This is a genomic window from Planotetraspora sp. A-T 1434 (genome assembly GCF_025420585.1).
Lineage (GTDB): Bacteria > Actinomycetota > Actinomycetes > Streptosporangiales > Streptosporangiaceae > JAOEGB01.
In genome coordinates this window covers 197027-212095 of record NZ_JAOEGB010000002.1, presented here as the reverse complement: position 1 = coordinate 212095, position 15069 = coordinate 197027, and the positions used below count along the sequence as shown (strand labels likewise).

The window sequence follows — 15069 nt, the reverse complement described above, 5'->3', positions numbered from 1 at the left end:
GCGCGACCAGGGGCCCCAGCGGCGCGCTCGTGTCGGCGGCGTCGCGCCCGTTCCGGCGTCGCCTGCCGTGACGAAGCCTTCACGGCGCCGCCAGGGCGGCCTCCGCGGCGGGGAGCGCGGCCGCGCGGTCCTCGGGGACGAGCCCGATCCTGGTCCGCCGGTCGAGCAGGTCCCCGGCGTCCAGCGCGCCCTCGTGGCGGACCGCCCACACCAGCTCCGCCCGGGTGACGCCCAGCGCAACCGGCTCCGCCAGCGCCGGATCCTCCCGCATCAGGTCCTGTACGGCCTCGGCCTCCGCACCGTAGCGCTCCACCAGCCGGCGGGGCGCGTTCACGGCACTCGTCGTTGCCCCCACGAGGGGGAGCCGGGCCGTACGGCTGGGGCGGGCGTGCGGGCAGGCCGCGTCGACGGCGTCCTCGGCCATCCGGCGGTAGGTCGTGAGCTTGCCGCCGACGACGGTCACGACACCGCCCGACCGGAGGACCGCGTGCCTGCGGGAGACGTCGGCGGTCCGCCCGTCTCCGGCGTCGATCAGGGGCCGCAGCCCGGCGAAGGCCCCGGCCACCTCCTCCCGTCGCACCGGCTCGGCCAGCACCGAGCCGAGCACGTCGAGGAGGAACGCCACGTCGGCTTCCGGCGCCTCCGGCACGTCGGGCACGGCCCCCTCCAGGGGCTCGTCCGTCAGGCCCACGTAGATCCGCCCGTCGGCCTGTGGCAGGACGAGCGCGAAGCGGTTCCGCTCGCCGGGGATCGGCACGTGCATCCCCGCCCGCGGCCCGCCGAGGGCGCCCGGCCGGAGCACGAGATGGGTGCCGCGGGACGGCCGGAGCCGGACCGAGGGGACGAGTTGCCCGGCCCACACCCCCGTCGCGTTGACGACCGCCCGCGCCCTGATGCCGAACTCGGCCCCGGTCAGCTCGTCGCGCACCTGGGCCCCGTCTTCGGACAGGGAGAGCGCCCGGCACCTGGTGAGGATCCTGGCTCCGTGGGCGGCGGCCGTGCGGGCGACGGCCACCACCAGCCGGGCGTCGTCCACGACCCGGCCGTCCCACGACAGCAGCGCGCCGCGCAGGCCGTACGGGCGGAGTGACGGCACGAGGGCGAGCGCGCGTTCCGGGGTGACGCGGGACGGGCCGGGCAGGGTGGGCCGTGGTGTTCCGGCGCCGGCTCTCAGCGCGTCGCCCAGCCGGTAACCGGCCATGACCGTCGCCGCCTGCGCGGGCGTGACGGAGGGCGTGAGGGGCAGCAGGTACGGCTGGGCGCTGACCAGGTGCGGAGCGGTGCGGCGGAGCAGGATGCCGCGCTCGGCGGCGCTCTCGTGTGCCACGCCGACCTGCCCCTTGGCGAGGTAGCGCAGGCCCCCGTGGATCAGCTTGGAGCTCCACCGGGACGTCCCGAAGGCGAGGTCGTGGGCGTCGACGGCGGCGACGGACAGGCCCCGGGAGGCCGCGTCGAGGGCCGCTCCCGCGCCCGTCGCGCCCAAGCCGACGACGAGCACGTCCACCACGACATCACGAACCTCGCGAAGCTCGCGGGCGCGGCGTCCGGCGTTCAGAGAAGAGTTCATGCCGTTTCCAGAATCGCCCATTACTCTTGAGTAACCTACCTGGAGGCGTGCTGGCCGTGGAAACTCCGACGACCCCCGTGGAACCGATGCTGTGGTCGGGCTGGGGGGACCCCGCGAAGGCCGCCGAGCTGCCCGAGCCGGTGCGCAGGCTGCTCGGCGAGGTGCTCGGCATCCGGGAGCCGGCGGCTCCCGCCGCGACGTTCGGGGAGGTGCGGCTCCCCGCCCCGGCGCTGTCCCCGCTGGTGCTGACCTCGCTGGGCGCGATCGTGGGCGGCGACCACGTGCGCTTCGACGACGACGCGCGGATCCGCCACACGCGCGGCAAGTCCACGCCCGACCTGCTGCTGATGCGGGCGGGGAACGGTTCCGACGCGCCGGACGCGGTCGTGCTCCCCGGCACGCACGGCGAGGTGGCCGAGGTGCTGCGGCTGTGCGCCGAGCATCGGGTGGCCGTCGTGCCGTTCGGCGGCGGCACGTCCGTGGTCGGCGGCCTCGTCGCGTCCCGTAACGGCTTCGCCGGGGTGGTGGCCCTCGACCTGGCCCGGCTGAACAGGCTCGTCTCGGTGGATCCCGAGTCGATGGTCGCGGATCTGGAGCCGGGCCTGCGCGGCCCGCAGGCCGAGCACTTGCTGGCCGGGCACGGGATGACGCTCGGCCATTTTCCCCAGTCCTACGAGTACGCGACACTCGGCGGGTTCGCGGCGGCCCGGTCGAGCGGGCAGGCGTCGGCCGGATACGGCCGCTTCGACGACATGGTCGTCGGCCTCACCGCCGCGACGCCGCGCGGCACGCTCGACCTCGGCCGGGCCCCGAAGTCGGCCGCCGGGCCCGACCTGCGCCAGGTGATCCTGGGGTCGGAGGGCGCCTTCGGGGTGATCACCTCGCTCCGGCTGCGCGTCCGCCGGGCTCCCGAGCTGCGGGTCTACGAGGGCTGGCGCTTCGGGGCCTTCCCCGCCGGGGTGGCCGCGCTGCGGCGGCTCGCGCAGGATGGGCCGCTGCCGACCGTCCTGCGGCTGTCGGACGAGGCCGAGACCATGGTGGGCCTGGCCAAGCCGAGCGATCTCGGCGCGCTGTCGCCGGACTCCGGCTGCCTGGTCGTGGCGGGCTACGAGGGCACGCCCGGCGAGGTGTCGTACCGGCGGGAGCGGACCGCCGCCACGCTGGCCGAGATGGGCGGCGTCTACCTCGGCCCCGAGCCGGGGGAGAAGTGGGCGCACGGCCGCTACGCCGCGCCCTACCTGCGCGACTCGCTGCTCGCCGCCGGGGCGACCGTGGAGACGCTGGAGACGGCCTGCTTCTGGTCCGGCGTGCCGCGCCTCTACGACGCCGTGCGGCGGGCGCTCGCCGCCGCCCTCGGCTCGCCGCTCGTGATGTGCCACGTCTCCCACGTGTACGGCACGGGCGCGTCGCTCTACTTCACCGTGGTAACCGCGCAGACGGACGATCCGCTGGGCCAGTGGGCCGAGGCCAAGCGGGCGGCCGGCGAGGCGATCGTGCAGTCGGGGGGCACGATCTCGCACCACCACGGGGTCGGCCGCGATCACCGGCAGGCGTACGCGCTGGAGATCGGCGAGCTGGGAGCCGAGATCCTGCGCGGGATCAAGGAGCGCCTCGACCCGGCGGGCATCCTCAACCCGGGTGTCCTGATCCCTTAGGAGTGTCGTGATCCCGGCGTGTTGTGATCCTGGCGTGTTGTGATCCTGGCGTGTTGTGATCCTGGCGTGTTGTGATCCTGGCGTGTTGTGATCCCGATGTGTTCTGATCCCGCGGACACCGTGTGCGAACCCCGGAAAAAGGTCAAGATTGTCCCATGGTGGATGGCGTGGTGGATGTCGGCGCGGCGGCGGCGCGCGGGAAGCAGGTGTCGTCCAGGGTCTCCGAGGAGGGGGCCGGGTGGAACTGCCAGGAGATCGGCACGTTCGCCGCGCTGCGGCCGAACACGAACAGCTTCACCTGGCTCAACCCGAAGACGCTCTGGCGCTCGCGCAACGAGATCCTGTCCGGGCTCTTCGGCGACCCCTCGGCGCAGGTCCGCCGCAGGTGGGTGGCCGCGCAGCGCGAGCGGGGTGTCGACCCCGACTTCCGGATCACGCACGAGGTGGGGGAGGAGTACTCGTTCCTCGTGCTCGGCGACACCGGGGAGGGCGACGCTTCGCAGTACGCAGTGGTCCCCGGGCTGCTCAAGCTCGGCTCGGGCACGTCGTTCGCGGTCGTCGCCAGTGACGTGATCTACCCGACGGGGTCGGGCAACGAGTACTGCGACAAGTTCTTCCGCCCCTACAAGGACTACCGGGCGCCGATCTACGCCGTCCCCGGCAACCACGACTGGTACGACGGGCTCGGCGGCTTCATGCGGGTCTTCTGCGACGCGCGGCCCCTGAAGGTCGAGCGGCAGGGGTTCCGGCTCTCGCCGGGCGGGCTGCGCGGCCTGCTCTGGAAGAAGCCGGACCCCATCGACGAGGCCGCCCTGGCGGAGGCCCAGAAGATGCGGCACGGCCCCGAGCAGAGGGCCGTGCAGCCCGCGCCGTACTGGGTGCTGGACCTCGGCAGGCTGCTGCTCGTCGGCATCGACACCGGGATCAGGGGCGACATCGACCGCGAGCAGGGAGAGTGGCTGCGCCGCGTCTCGGCGGACCCCCGGCCCAAGATCCTCATTACCGGGAAGCCGATCTATGTCCGCAACGACTACCACCCCTGCGCGATCGAGGGCGGCGGCACGGTGGACGAGATCGTCCGCGACCCGGCCAGCAACTACGTGGCCGCGATCGGCGGCGACGTCCACAACTACCAGCGCTTCCCGGTGAGGGTGGACGGCCGGACGATCCAGTACATCGTCTCCGGCGGCGGTGGCGCGTTCATGCACGCCACGCACACGATCCCCAGGGTGGACGTGGGCGGCGTGCACGAGGACGAGTTCAAGTGCTATCCGCTGCGCGGCGACTCGCTGTCGTTCTACAGCCTGCTGTACAGCAGGCGGCTGCGGATGCGCTGGCTCTACATCACCCCCGAGCAGGGGCTCGCGCTGATGTCCCGGCAGATCGGCAACAGGCCGCCGAGGCCCACGCCCGGCGCGGCCATCACCGCGCGGACCCGATGGGCCGCCCGCATCCTCGGCGGCTGGCCGATGCCGTTCCACCTCCCCGTCGGCCGCGTCTTCCACCGGTACATCTCCGAGCTGTCCGACTGGGACACCCCGCCGTTCTTCAAGAGCTTCCTGCACGTGTCGGTCACCGGGGACCGGTTGAAGATCCGCTGCTTCGCCGCCACCGGCTGCCTGCCGCAGGAGATCGAGCCCCCGCTGGAGGACGAGGTCGAGATTCCCCTCTGACCGGGTCCCGGGCCCTCAGACGGATTGTCGGGCCCGCCTGGCACCCTGGAGGCGTGCACGTGGTGGTGGCGGCCGACCCGGACGGCGGCGGGACGATCCGTCCCGTCGGCGGCGCGCCCGCACGGGCCACCGACCTGGCGGCAGCCGTACGAGACCTGGAGGCCCACGCGGGCCAGGCGCCGCCCCGGTGGGTGTGGGCGGACGCGCGGCGCGCCTACCCGCCGCTCCTCGACCGAGGGGTACGGCTCTCGCGCTGCCACGACCTCGCGCTGACCGAGGGGCTCCTGCTGGCCGCGGAGGGCCGCTACGGCGAGCCGAGACAGGCGCGGGCGGCCTACGCCCGGCTCCACGGCCTTCCGGTGCCTGAGGACGCCCACGAGCCGCCCGAGGGAGCTCAGGCCACGCTCTTCGAGCCGGTCACCGGGGCTTGGTGGGGCGGCGCCCCGGGCGGCGCGGAGACAGGATCCTCGGGCGGCGTGGGGGCGGCGGCCCGGCCCGGCGGGGCGGGATCGGACGGGCCCGACGTGGCCGAGGCCGACCTCGTCACCGAGGTGTTCGAGGACCAGCGGCGGCGGATCGCCCGGACGGCCGATCCGGGGCGGTTCCGGCTGCTCGTGGCCGCCGAGTCGGCGGGGGCGCTCATCGCGGCGGAGATGGCCCACGACGGGATGCCGTGGCGCGAGGACGTCCACGACGCGCTGCTCACCGAGATGCTGGGGCCTCGCCCGGCCCACGGCATGCGGCCCGTCAAGCTCCAGGCCCTGGCCGACGAGGTCGCCGCGGCCTTCGGCCAGCCGATGAACCCCGACTCCCCGCAGCAGATCGTCAAGGCGTTCAAGAGCGCGGGCATCTCGATCCCGTCCACCAGATCCCATGTGCTGAAGCAGGTCGAGCATGCCGGCGTCGGCCCGCTGCTCGCCTACAAGGAACTGGCCCGCCTCTACAGTTTCCACGGGTGGGTCTGGGCCGACCAGTGGGTCAAGGGCGACCGGTTCCGCCCGGAGTACGTCGTGGGAGGCGTCGTCAGCGGCCGGTGGGCCACCAGCGGCGGGGGCGCGCTGCAGATCCCCAAGGTCATGCGCCGGGCCGTCGTGGCCGACGACGGCTGGACGCTGGTCGTGGCCGACGCCGCCCAGCTGGAGCCCCGCGTCCTGGCCGCGATGGCGGGGGACGGCGGCCTGGCGAGGGCGGCCGGGGAAATCGACCTCTACGCCGCGCTGGCCCAGTCGTTCGGCGGGTCCCGCGACTCGGCGAAGATCGCCATGCTGTCCGCGATGTACGGCGGGACCAGCGGCGACGCCCCCAAGCTGCTGGCCGTCATGCGGCAGCGGTTCCCCCAGGCGTACGCCTTCGTGGAGGACGCGGCGCGGGCGGGGGAGGAGGGCCGGCTGGTCAGGTCGTGGCTCGGCCGGACGTGCCCGGCGCCGTCGGCCCGCTGGCGCGAGCTCGTGTCGGGCCCCGAGGGCGGCGGCGCGGCCCGCAACCGGGGCCGGTTCACCCGCAACTTCGTCGTCCAGGCGACGGCCGCGGAGTGGGCGCTGACGCTCATGGCCGTGCTGCGGGGCCTGTTACCCGCCCCGGCCCGCCTCGTGTTCTTCCAGCATGACGAGGTCATGGTGCACTGCCCGCTGGAGCTCGCCGCCGAGGTCCAGGCCGCGGTCGGCCGGGCGGCGGAGGAGGCCACCCGGCTCCTGTTCGGCCAGACCGGCGTCCGCTTCCCGATGGAGGCCGTCCCGGTTACCTGCTACGCCGACGCCAAATGACACGCGCCCCCCACCAACCCTCGGCGTGATCATGCACGTGTTCCCGCTTGTGCCGTGCTGCCTGCGGCTTTGCCGGCCGTGATCATGCATGTGTTCCTGCTTGTGCCGTGCCACCTGCGGCTTTGCCGGGTGTGATCATGCACGTTGTTGACGCCTCCGTCGGAGGGGCGCTGCATGATCACGAAAGGGGAGGTGCTGGTCAGACTGGGTATGGAGGAATCCGTGCATGATCGCGTTTTGGGAAATCGCACGTCCGGGAGTTTCCCGGGAAGCCCTGCATGATCACGGCGGGATGGGCACGGCGACGGGGACCGGGTCTTCGGCTTCTATGCGGGGGTGAAGGTGCTCCAGAGGGCCTGCCGTACGGGTGCGGCGGACTCGTTCCAGTCGTAGTCGGGCGAGCTGAACGTGATGGCGTAGGCCTGCCCCTTGGCCTCCAGGTAGCGGATCACCGTGTGGACGGTCACCTTGCTGGAGTTCGTGTAGGTGTACTCCCAGTCGGCCGCGGGCCAGCGGTAGCTCGCCTCGCCGAGCTGGACCTGGGTGTAGTCGGGGTAGTCCTTGATGTTCAGGTTCTGCTCGGCGGCCTGGAGCGCGGAGAGGCTGCCGTCCGGGATCTTCTGGACCCTGACGGTCTGCGCGCTGTCCTTCGGCCCGGAGAACGTCACGGCGTCGCCCTGGGCCGCCGCCGTCCACTCCTTGGGCACGGCGAGCGACACCCCGCCCTGGCTGACGCTCTTGAAGCCCTTGGGCACCTCGACCGCGGTCTGCGGCTGCTGGAACGGCGACTGGGTCCTGGGCAGCGAGACCGGCTGCCGGGCGGTGCTCTGGTCGTCGTCCGGCCCGCTGGGCAGCAGGACGAGCAGGACCGTCACGACCACGCCGATGACCGCGACCGCCGCCACCGCCATGAGCACCACGGAGCGGGATCCGCGCTCCTCCAGCGGCGCGACCTCCTCCCTGCGCCGGCGGCCGCCGGGGCGCGTGCTCCCCGTCCGAGTGCCTCCTGTTTCCGTGCTTCCCGCTACCGCCCCCGCGGAGGACCGGCTCCGGGTGGGGCCGGCCGTCGCGAGGTCGCGGGAGCCGTCCCTGGCCGGCTCACGGGGGAGGCCCCTGGCGAGATCGCCGGGAAGGTCGCTGGGCGACGGCGTGGGCCAGATCGCCTCCCGTGACCGCTCCGGGGCGTGGCTGGACCCCGAGGGTCCCGAGTGGGAGGTCAGCGGGTCGAAGGCGGGCAGGGCGTGCGGCCCCGGCACGTTCACCCCCGAGCTGTTGACCCGCGGCCCCGGCAGACCTGCCGCCTGCGGCCCGGTCACGTGCGGCCCGGTCACGTGCGGCCCGGTCACGTGCGGCCCGGACATGTGCGGCCCGGACACGTAGGGCTCGGTCACGTGCTGCCCGGACGCGTCCAGCGGGTGACCGCTGCGGGAATGTCCGCCGAGTGGGTCCGACAGTTGCTCCGGCGTGTACGGCACGCGGACGGGGCCCGACGGCGTCTCGATGATGCGCGACGGCAGCGGCCCGGACGGCAGGTCGAAGGGCGGCAGCAGCCGCACGGGCGTGGAGTCCTGCGGAGTCGGCATCGACGCCTGAGCGGGGCCACGGCCGGGCAGGCCCGTGCCGTTGCTGTGCAGAACCCGCTCCAGCATGTCGGCCACCTGGGCGGCCGGGATCCGGTCGGCGGGGTTCTTGCGGAGCAGGCCCTCGATCACCGGGAGCAGGGCGCCGGCCCGCTGCGGCCGGTTCGGCTCCTGCGTCAGCACCGCGCCGAGGACGGCCACCGCGTCCGGCCCCTCGTACGGCGGGCGCCCCTCGACGGCGGCGTACAGCGTGGCCCCGAACGACCACAGGTCGGCTGCGTGCGTGATCGGGCGGCCCTGGAGGCGCTCCGGCGGGATGTAGGCCGGGGAGCCCATGAGCAGGCCCGTCTGGGTGATGTTGACGTCGCCCTCGATCGCGGCGATGCCGAAGTCGGTCAGCACCACGCGGTCGGCGGTGAGCAGCACGTTGCCCGGCTTCACGTCCCGGTGGAGGATGCCGGCGGCGTGCGCGTGGCGGAGCGCGTCCAGCACCCGGATGCCGATCTCGGCGGCCTGGACCACGGGAAGCGGCCCGCTCTGCCGTACGGCCTGCTCAAGGGACCAGGCACGGACCAGTTCCATGACGATCCACGGGCGCCCGTCCTCCTCGACGACGTCGTGGACGGTCACGATGCCCGGATGGGAGAGCCTGGCGGCCGAGCGCGCCTCGCGGAGCATGCGGCGGTGGGCGACCTGGGTGCCCGCGTGGTCGAGGCCGTACGGCAGGATCAGCTCCTTGACCGCCACGTCGCGGTCGAGCAGCACGTCGTGGGCGTGCCAGACCATGCCCATGCCGCCGCGGCCGACCGGCGAGAGCAGGCGGTAGCGCCGGCCGACGAGACGTCCCTGCCCTTCGGGCGTCCCCCCGGGCGGGACGCTTCCCGGGGGCCTCTGACCCTCTGGCATAGGGGGGACCATACCGAGCAGGCGATCGGTCGTCATAGGAAGGTCCCCAATTCACGCTAGATTCGCACGATCCCCCGACTGGATCCTGCCAATTCCACTGATATGTGAGGCTGGCCACCGATATTAGGGTCAAAAGCGGGTCAATGGGAATTCAAGCGTCGGCCAATGCCTCCAGCGCGGCGGTGAACGCGTCGGCCGGCGGGCTCACCAACCCGGCCCCCACCTGCCCGGTTCCGGCCACGCGGCCGGCGATTCCGGTGTTGACGACCGGCAGCACGCCGGTCCGCGCGACCAGCGTGATGTCGATCCCGACCGGCGTGCCGCGGAAGCCGAGCCCGGGGATCTGGTACGCCGGGTGCTCGGCCAGGGTGATCTCGTACATCGACGTCGTGGCGGCGACCGCGTCGGACACGTCGCCGCCGACGAACCGCACGATCGCGGGGGCCGCCGCCATGGCGAAGCCGCCCAGGCCGGACGTCTCGGTGATGGTCGAGTCGCCGATGTCGGGATTGGCGTCGTCCGGGCCGTACGCGCCGAGGTAGAGCCCGTCCGGCACCCCGGCCGGACCCGTGAACCACCTATTCCCGAGCCCGGATACCTGGATTCCGAAATCGGTGCCGTTGCGGGCCATCGCGACGACGAGACTGGAACCGGGAACGTTCCTCGCGGCGTCGGCGCTGACTTTCGCGGCCGCCATTCCCGCGTTCAGGAAGAAATGATCATTTCCATTGATGAAACGCAGGACCTCGGCGGCGCGCTCCGGCGCGGCGTCCACGATGGCCGGGGCGATCTCGCGGACCAGCAGCGAGGTGGCCGCCCGGTTCCGGTTGTGGAGTTCGTCGCCCATCTGCAGCGCCTGGGCGATGAGGGACCGGAGGTCCAGCGGTCCGCTCCGCTCGAGCGCCGCCTGGAGCACCGGCCCGAGCACCTCGCCCATCCAGCGGAGCCGGTCGATCACCTCGGGCCCGTACGCGCCGTAGCGCAGGACCTTGCCGAGGCCCTCGTTGAGCGAGCAGTAGGCCGTGCCGCCGTGCTCGGCGTCGGCGACCTCCAGCATCCACATCGACGGGCTGACCACCCCGGCCATCGGGCCGACCGTGCGGTGGTGGTGGCAGGGGTCGAGCGTGGTTCCGCCGGATGAGAGCCTGTGCTCGGCCTCCTCCGGGGACGCGGCGAGGCCCTCGAACAGCATCGCGCCGATGAGCGCCCCCCGCATCGGGCCGGAGGCCCGTTCCCAGGTGATGGGCGGCCCGGCGTGGAAGAACGTGCCGGGCTCCAGCCCCAGGACGTCACGGGCCGGCCGTACGCCGATCAGATGGGGGCGGGCGGACAGCAGCCGGCCCACGGCGACGTCGTTGGCCTGCTCGCGGCGCGGGTCCGCGAGCAGCTCGGCCAGCGCGGGGGCGGTGCCGGGAAGCGGCGGCCGCCAGTCGACACGAGTCTGCGGCACGGCCTGCGCGTCCAGCGCCTCGCTGAGAACCGACGTCCCCACCGTGATCACGCGCGGCTCGCCATGCAGCATCGACAGCGTCATCCCCTCCCCTTTCGCCGTGATCATGCACACCTTCCCCTGTCTCCGGTCCGACCAGGGCCGCCCTGGTTCGTGATCATGCACACGTTCCCCGCGCTCCGGCGCGGCCTCGGCGAACGCGTTCCGTGATCATGCGCTCGCGAGGTGGCGGGCGTGGCGGGCGGCCGCCGCGTTGGATGTGAACACCGCGGCCCCCGCCGAGTTCAGCCGGGCGGCCTGGGCCCGCAGTCCCTGCGGGTCGCCGTCCGTGCCCACGAGCGCGACCACCACGGCGACGCCCCTCGCGCGGGCGTCCCCGATCGCGGGCGCCAGCCACGCGGACGGGTCCGGATCGGCCCCGTGGCCGAGCACGACGTCGAGCAGGACGACGCCGGAGCCGACGGCGGCGAGCGCCTCCAGGCGCAGCGCCGGGTCGATCATCGGATGCGCCCGCCCCCGGGTGTACTCGTCGTCGCCGAAGTCGGTGAACTCCCCGGACACGTCGCCGCCGGCGAGGGCGATCAGCGCGGCCTCGGTGCAGAGCGTGCCCCCCGAGTACAGCCCGCGGAGCACGCCTCCCCCGGACGGTGCCCCGCCCGCCTGCCCACGGCCGCCCGCCTGCCCACGGCCGTCCGCCTGCCCACGGCCGTCCGCCTGCTCAAAGCCGTCGGACTGCCCGGCACCGGACTGCCCGGCACCGGAATGCGCGATGCCTGGTTGCTCACGGCCTGGCTGCTGGGTGCCCGGTTGCTCGTCGCCGTCGGGCTGTTCGGCGGGCCATGACGGCCACTCGGGGATCTCCCTGCCGAGCGCGCCGAGCACCTTCTCGGCCGTCGTCGTCAGGTCGTCCTGCCCCGGCCCGAGAAGCGCCGCGACCAGGGGCTTCGAGAGGCCGAGATCCCGTACGGCCGCGGCCACCTCGGGGGCGGGCGGCTTGGAGATCAGCACGATCAGCTCGGTGGCCGGGTCGGCGTCGAGCGCCCGGAGCGCCTGGACGGCCGATCGGCCGCCGACCTCGGCGGACAGGTCCCTGCCGCCGACCCCGAGCAGGTGGCTGACGCCGACTCCGGCGAGGTCGAGCAGGCTCGAAACCTGCTGCGCGCCGGTGCCCGAGGCGGCCACGACCCCGACGGGACCGGGCCTCAGCACGTTCGCGAAGCCCAGGCCCGCGCCGCCGATCACCGCGGTCCCGCAGTCCGGGCCCATCACGAGCACGCCCTTCGCCCGGGCGCGCTCCTTGAGCTGGATCTCCTGCTCCACCGGCACGTTGTCACTGAAGATCATGACGGAGAGCCCGGCCTCCACGGCGTCGGCCGCCTCCACGAAGGCGTGCTCCCCGGGGACGCTCACGAGCGCCACCGTCGCGTCCCATGACCGGGCCGCCGAGCGGGTGGTGCGGGGGAGCGCCGCGCCGGCTTCCGCGCCGCCGCCGGACGCCTTGGCCGCGAGCTGCCGCTCCAGCTCGGCCGCCGCCGCTCCGAGCTCCTCCTCCGACGAGGCCCTGATCGCGACCAGCAGGTCGCCCGCCGTCGCCGCCGGTACGGCGAAGCCGACGTCGCGGGCCAGCTCGACGTTGAGCTCGGTGGCCATCGCGACGATGGCGACGGTGACCCCGGCCCGGCCGGTGAGGGCCTGACTCACGCGCATCAGGCTCACCGAGTCGTGGTAGACCCCGGCGCGCACCTCGACCAGATCGTTCACGAGCACTCCCCATGAGACAGGACGGCACTGTGCGGCAGCAGGGCCCCCTGGGAAAGTACGGCCGACAGGCCGGTGTGGACGCCCCAGGCCATGTCGGCGCCCGAGGTGTGGCCGAGACGGAGCAGCCGGTGAGCGGCGGGCTCCAGGGGCTGGTGACCGGCCACGCCGCGCAGGACCCCGAGCACCTCCTGGCTGGCCTCCCCCCGCGCGGCGCAGTGGAGCAGCGTGGCCGAGATCGGCGTCGTACGGGTCCGGGCGTCGTAGGTCACGGTGGCCGCCAGCCAGTCGGCCAGCCACACGGCCCTGGGGACGTCCGCGGCGAGTCCGAGGTGCCGCAGCGCGACCAGCAGGCCGGCCAGCATGTCGTCGCCGCTCGGCGTCAGCCCCGGGCCGAGCCCGATCAGCCGCTCCGCCGCCGTGACGCTGTCGATGAGCGAGCCCGCCCGGCAGCCGTCCGCGAGCAGCCCGGGGGCTCCGGCGGGGTCGAGCCCTGGCCGTCTCGGCGACGCGGCGCGGATCTCCTCCAGAAGCGTGAGCGCCCGCGACAGCCGTACGGGATCGGCGGGCCCGAGCCGCGGGGCCGGGTCCCACCAGCGGCGGACCTGGATGCCGAGGTGCTCTCGATGCCCGCCTATCTCTATGGAGCCGTCGCCCACCCAGCCGTCGTCGCCGGCGGAGAAGCCGTCGAGGGGCTCGCTCAGCACGACCGCGTTCGGCAGCCGGGTCGCCTTACCGGTGACGACGGCGATGACGTGCGGCTCGGTCTCGCTCCTGACCTCCAGGTAGACGGCGAGCGGGAAGGCCGCCAGCACTCGGGCCGGGCGGCGCGGGGACTCCAGAGCCGGGCGCAGCGCGACGCTGGCCGCTCCGCTGGCGTATACCGGGTTCCCCGTGAACCGGGACGCGGGCGCCGTGGCCCGCCGTGCTCTCGGGCGCGTGCCAACAGTCACCGAACCTCCCGACACCTCCCCGGCAAGCAGAGTCGTTGCCGACGCTAGAGCGCCGTTGGCACGGTCCGTACGGAGAAAGGTGCCAACAGTCGGCCAAATGCTTGGCTCTTCCTGCCAGTCAGGTTGATCCTGCACAATCTGCGGGAGAAGCACGACTCTCGGAGCGCACGATGACGACGGACCCGGCCCCTCCGGCAATGCGGCTGGCCAGCACTGGAACCATCCTCCACGGCGTGTCGGTGGGCGAGGTGCTCGGGGTCTCCACTCTCGCGGACGCGCGGCTGATCGCCGGCAAGAGCGGCCTCGACCGCATCGTCCAGCGGCTCAACGTCATGGAGGTGCCCGACATCCTCGCCTGGGTGAAGCCGCACGAGTTGCTGCTCACCACGGGCTACCCGCTGCGCAACACGCCCCAGTCGCTGGACCGGCTCGTGGCGGACCTCGACGAGCGCGGGCTGGCCGCCCTCGCGATCAAGCTCGGGCGCTACCTCGACGAGCTGCCCGGCGAGATGGTCGAACAGGCCGACCGGCTCGGTTTCCCGCTGATCCTGCTGCCCAACGACGTGGGGTTCGACGACATCCTCAACCAGGTCCTCACCGACATCCTCAACCGGCAGGCCGCGATCCTCGCGCGGGCGGAGGAGGCCCACCGGGCCCTGGTCCAGATCGTGCTCGCGGGGGGAGGCATGCGCGAGGTGACGGCCGAGGTGGCCGGGCTGCTCCACGTGGCCGTCGGCGCGGTGGACGCCTCCGGCCAGCTTCTCGCCACGGCCGGGGAGGCCGAGCAGGTCGCGACGCTGCGTCAAGCCGGCGTCGCGGCCGCAGGGGCCGAGGGACACTACGCGGCGGTGCCCGTCGTCGCGGGCGGCCACCACCACGGCAGGATCGTGGCGTACAGCGCGGCGGGCACGCTCACGCCGAGCGACATCGGCATCCTGGAGCGCGCCGCGACCGTGGCGGCGCTCGTCATCACCAAGCAGGAGGCCGTCAACGCGGTCGAGAGCAAATACCGCGCCGACTTCCTGAGGGACGTGCTGACCGGCCGGGGTGGCGGCCGGGTGGCCGAGCGCGCCAAGGCGTTCGGGTGGGACCTGGAACGCCCCGTGAGCGTGCTCGTGGCGGAGATCGACCCCGACGCCGAGGAGCGCTCCACCCACGACCGCCTGCTCGCGGCCTGGCAGGCGGCCGTCCGCAGGTACGACCCGCGCGGCGCCGTGGCGGGCTTCTCGCACGAGGTCGTCGCCATCGTCGGCGCGGCCGTCGACGCCACCAGGCTCGCGCGGGACGCCCTGTCCGCGATCTCCGACGGCACGTTCTCCACCGGGCTCAGCCGGGTCGCCCCGGGGGCCGACGCCCTCCCCGGCGCGTACGGCCAGGCGCTCAAGGCCGCCAGAGTGGGCCGCCAGCTGCACGGCTCGGGGGCGGTCGCCCACTTCGACGAGCTGGGCGTCTACCGGCTGCTCTCGCTGGTGAACGACACCGACGAGCTGCACGCCTTCGTGCGGGAGACGCTCGGCTCCCTGGCGGGCGACGACGACGCGGAGAACGCCGACCTGCGCCGGACGCTCCAGGTGCTGCTGGAGACCAACCTCAACGTCGCCGAGACGGCGCGCAGGCTGCACTTCCACTACAACACGCTGCGCTATCGGATCGGGAAGCTGGAGCGGCTGCTCGGCAACTTCACCGAGGACGCCCACCTGCGGCTGAACCTGACCCTGGCGCTCCACGTGCTCCGCATGCGCGGCATCTGAATCTAAGCTGGCG

9 protein-coding genes are annotated in these 15069 nt (G+C 73.6%); 4 read left to right on the top strand and 5 right to left on the bottom strand.

The features are described from left to right. Positions 1-79 precede the first annotated feature (79 nt). Positions 80-1567: a glycerol-3-phosphate dehydrogenase/oxidase gene (locus tag N5079_RS04310; protein WP_261582072.1), complete on the bottom strand. Its 1488-nt coding sequence runs from the start codon at positions 1565-1567 to the stop codon at positions 80-82. Positions 1568-1653: 86 nt separating this feature from the next. Between N5079_RS04310 and N5079_RS04305 the strand changes: the two genes are divergently transcribed. The 3 genes from N5079_RS04305 (at position 1654) to N5079_RS04295 (ending at position 6658) form a co-directional block, all read left to right on the top strand. After that, positions 1654-3222: an FAD-binding oxidoreductase gene (locus tag N5079_RS04305; RefSeq protein WP_261582278.1), complete on the top strand. Its 1569-nt coding sequence runs from the start codon at positions 1654-1656 to the stop codon at positions 3220-3222. Positions 3223-3377: 155 nt separating this feature from the next. Then, complete coding sequence (locus N5079_RS04300; protein ID WP_261582071.1) at positions 3378-4895, top strand: metallophosphoesterase family protein; 1518 nt, start codon at positions 3378-3380, stop codon at positions 4893-4895. Positions 4896-4948: 53 nt separating this feature from the next. Further along, on the top strand, positions 4949-6658 hold the full coding sequence (locus N5079_RS04295; protein ID WP_261582070.1) for a bifunctional 3'-5' exonuclease/DNA polymerase: 1710 nt from the start codon (positions 4949-4951) through the stop codon (positions 6656-6658). A 326-nt stretch (positions 6659-6984) separates the two neighbouring features. Here the strand turns inward: N5079_RS04295 and N5079_RS04290 are convergent, their stop codons facing one another. From N5079_RS04290 to N5079_RS04275, 4 genes are all read right to left on the bottom strand, one after another. Continuing rightward, on the bottom strand, positions 6985-9144 hold the full coding sequence (locus tag N5079_RS04290) for a serine/threonine-protein kinase (protein WP_261582069.1): 2160 nt from the start codon (positions 9142-9144) through the stop codon (positions 6985-6987). Between the two features lie 151 nt (positions 9145-9295). After that, positions 9296-10702, bottom strand: a complete 1407-nt coding sequence (locus N5079_RS04285; RefSeq protein ID WP_261582068.1) for a DUF1116 domain-containing protein — start codon at positions 10700-10702, stop codon at positions 9296-9298. 102 nt (positions 10703-10804) lie between these two features. Further along, positions 10805-12355 (bottom strand): FdrA family protein, encoded by a 1551-nt coding sequence (locus N5079_RS04280; RefSeq protein ID WP_261582067.1) that lies wholly within the window; start codon positions 12353-12355, stop codon positions 10805-10807. Continuing rightward, the gene (locus N5079_RS04275; protein ID WP_261582066.1) at positions 12352-13305 is read right to left on the bottom strand and encodes a DUF2877 domain-containing protein; all 954 of its coding nucleotides are present in this window, start codon (positions 13303-13305) and stop codon (positions 12352-12354) included. The genes N5079_RS04280 and N5079_RS04275 overlap by 4 nt, the downstream gene beginning before the upstream one ends. A 170-nt stretch (positions 13306-13475) precedes the next feature. Between N5079_RS04275 and N5079_RS04270 the strand changes: the two genes are divergently transcribed. Then, complete coding sequence (locus N5079_RS04270) at positions 13476-15056, top strand: PucR family transcriptional regulator (protein ID WP_261582065.1); 1581 nt, start codon at positions 13476-13478, stop codon at positions 15054-15056. Positions 15057-15069: the final 13 nt, after the last annotated feature.

Excerpts from the sequence above, each read along its gene's own strand:
- N5079_RS04310 (WP_261582072.1), bottom strand. The coding sequence starts at position 1,567 with ATGAACTCTTCTCTGAACGCCGGACGCCGCGCCCGCGAGCTTCGCGAG.
- N5079_RS04305 (WP_261582278.1), top strand. The coding sequence starts at position 1,654 with ATGCTGTGGTCGGGCTGGGGGGACCCCGCGAAGGCCGCCGAGCTGCCC.
- N5079_RS04300 (WP_261582071.1), top strand. The coding sequence starts at position 3,378 with ATGGTGGATGGCGTGGTGGATGTCGGCGCGGCGGCGGCGCGCGGGAAG.
- N5079_RS04290 (WP_261582069.1), bottom strand. The coding sequence starts at position 9,144 with ATGCCAGAGGGTCAGAGGCCCCCGGGAAGCGTCCCGCCCGGGGGGACG.
- N5079_RS04285 (WP_261582068.1), bottom strand. The coding sequence starts at position 10,702 with ATGATCACGGCGAAAGGGGAGGGGATGACGCTGTCGATGCTGCATGGC.
- N5079_RS04270 (WP_261582065.1), top strand. The coding sequence starts at position 13,476 with ATGACGACGGACCCGGCCCCTCCGGCAATGCGGCTGGCCAGCACTGGA.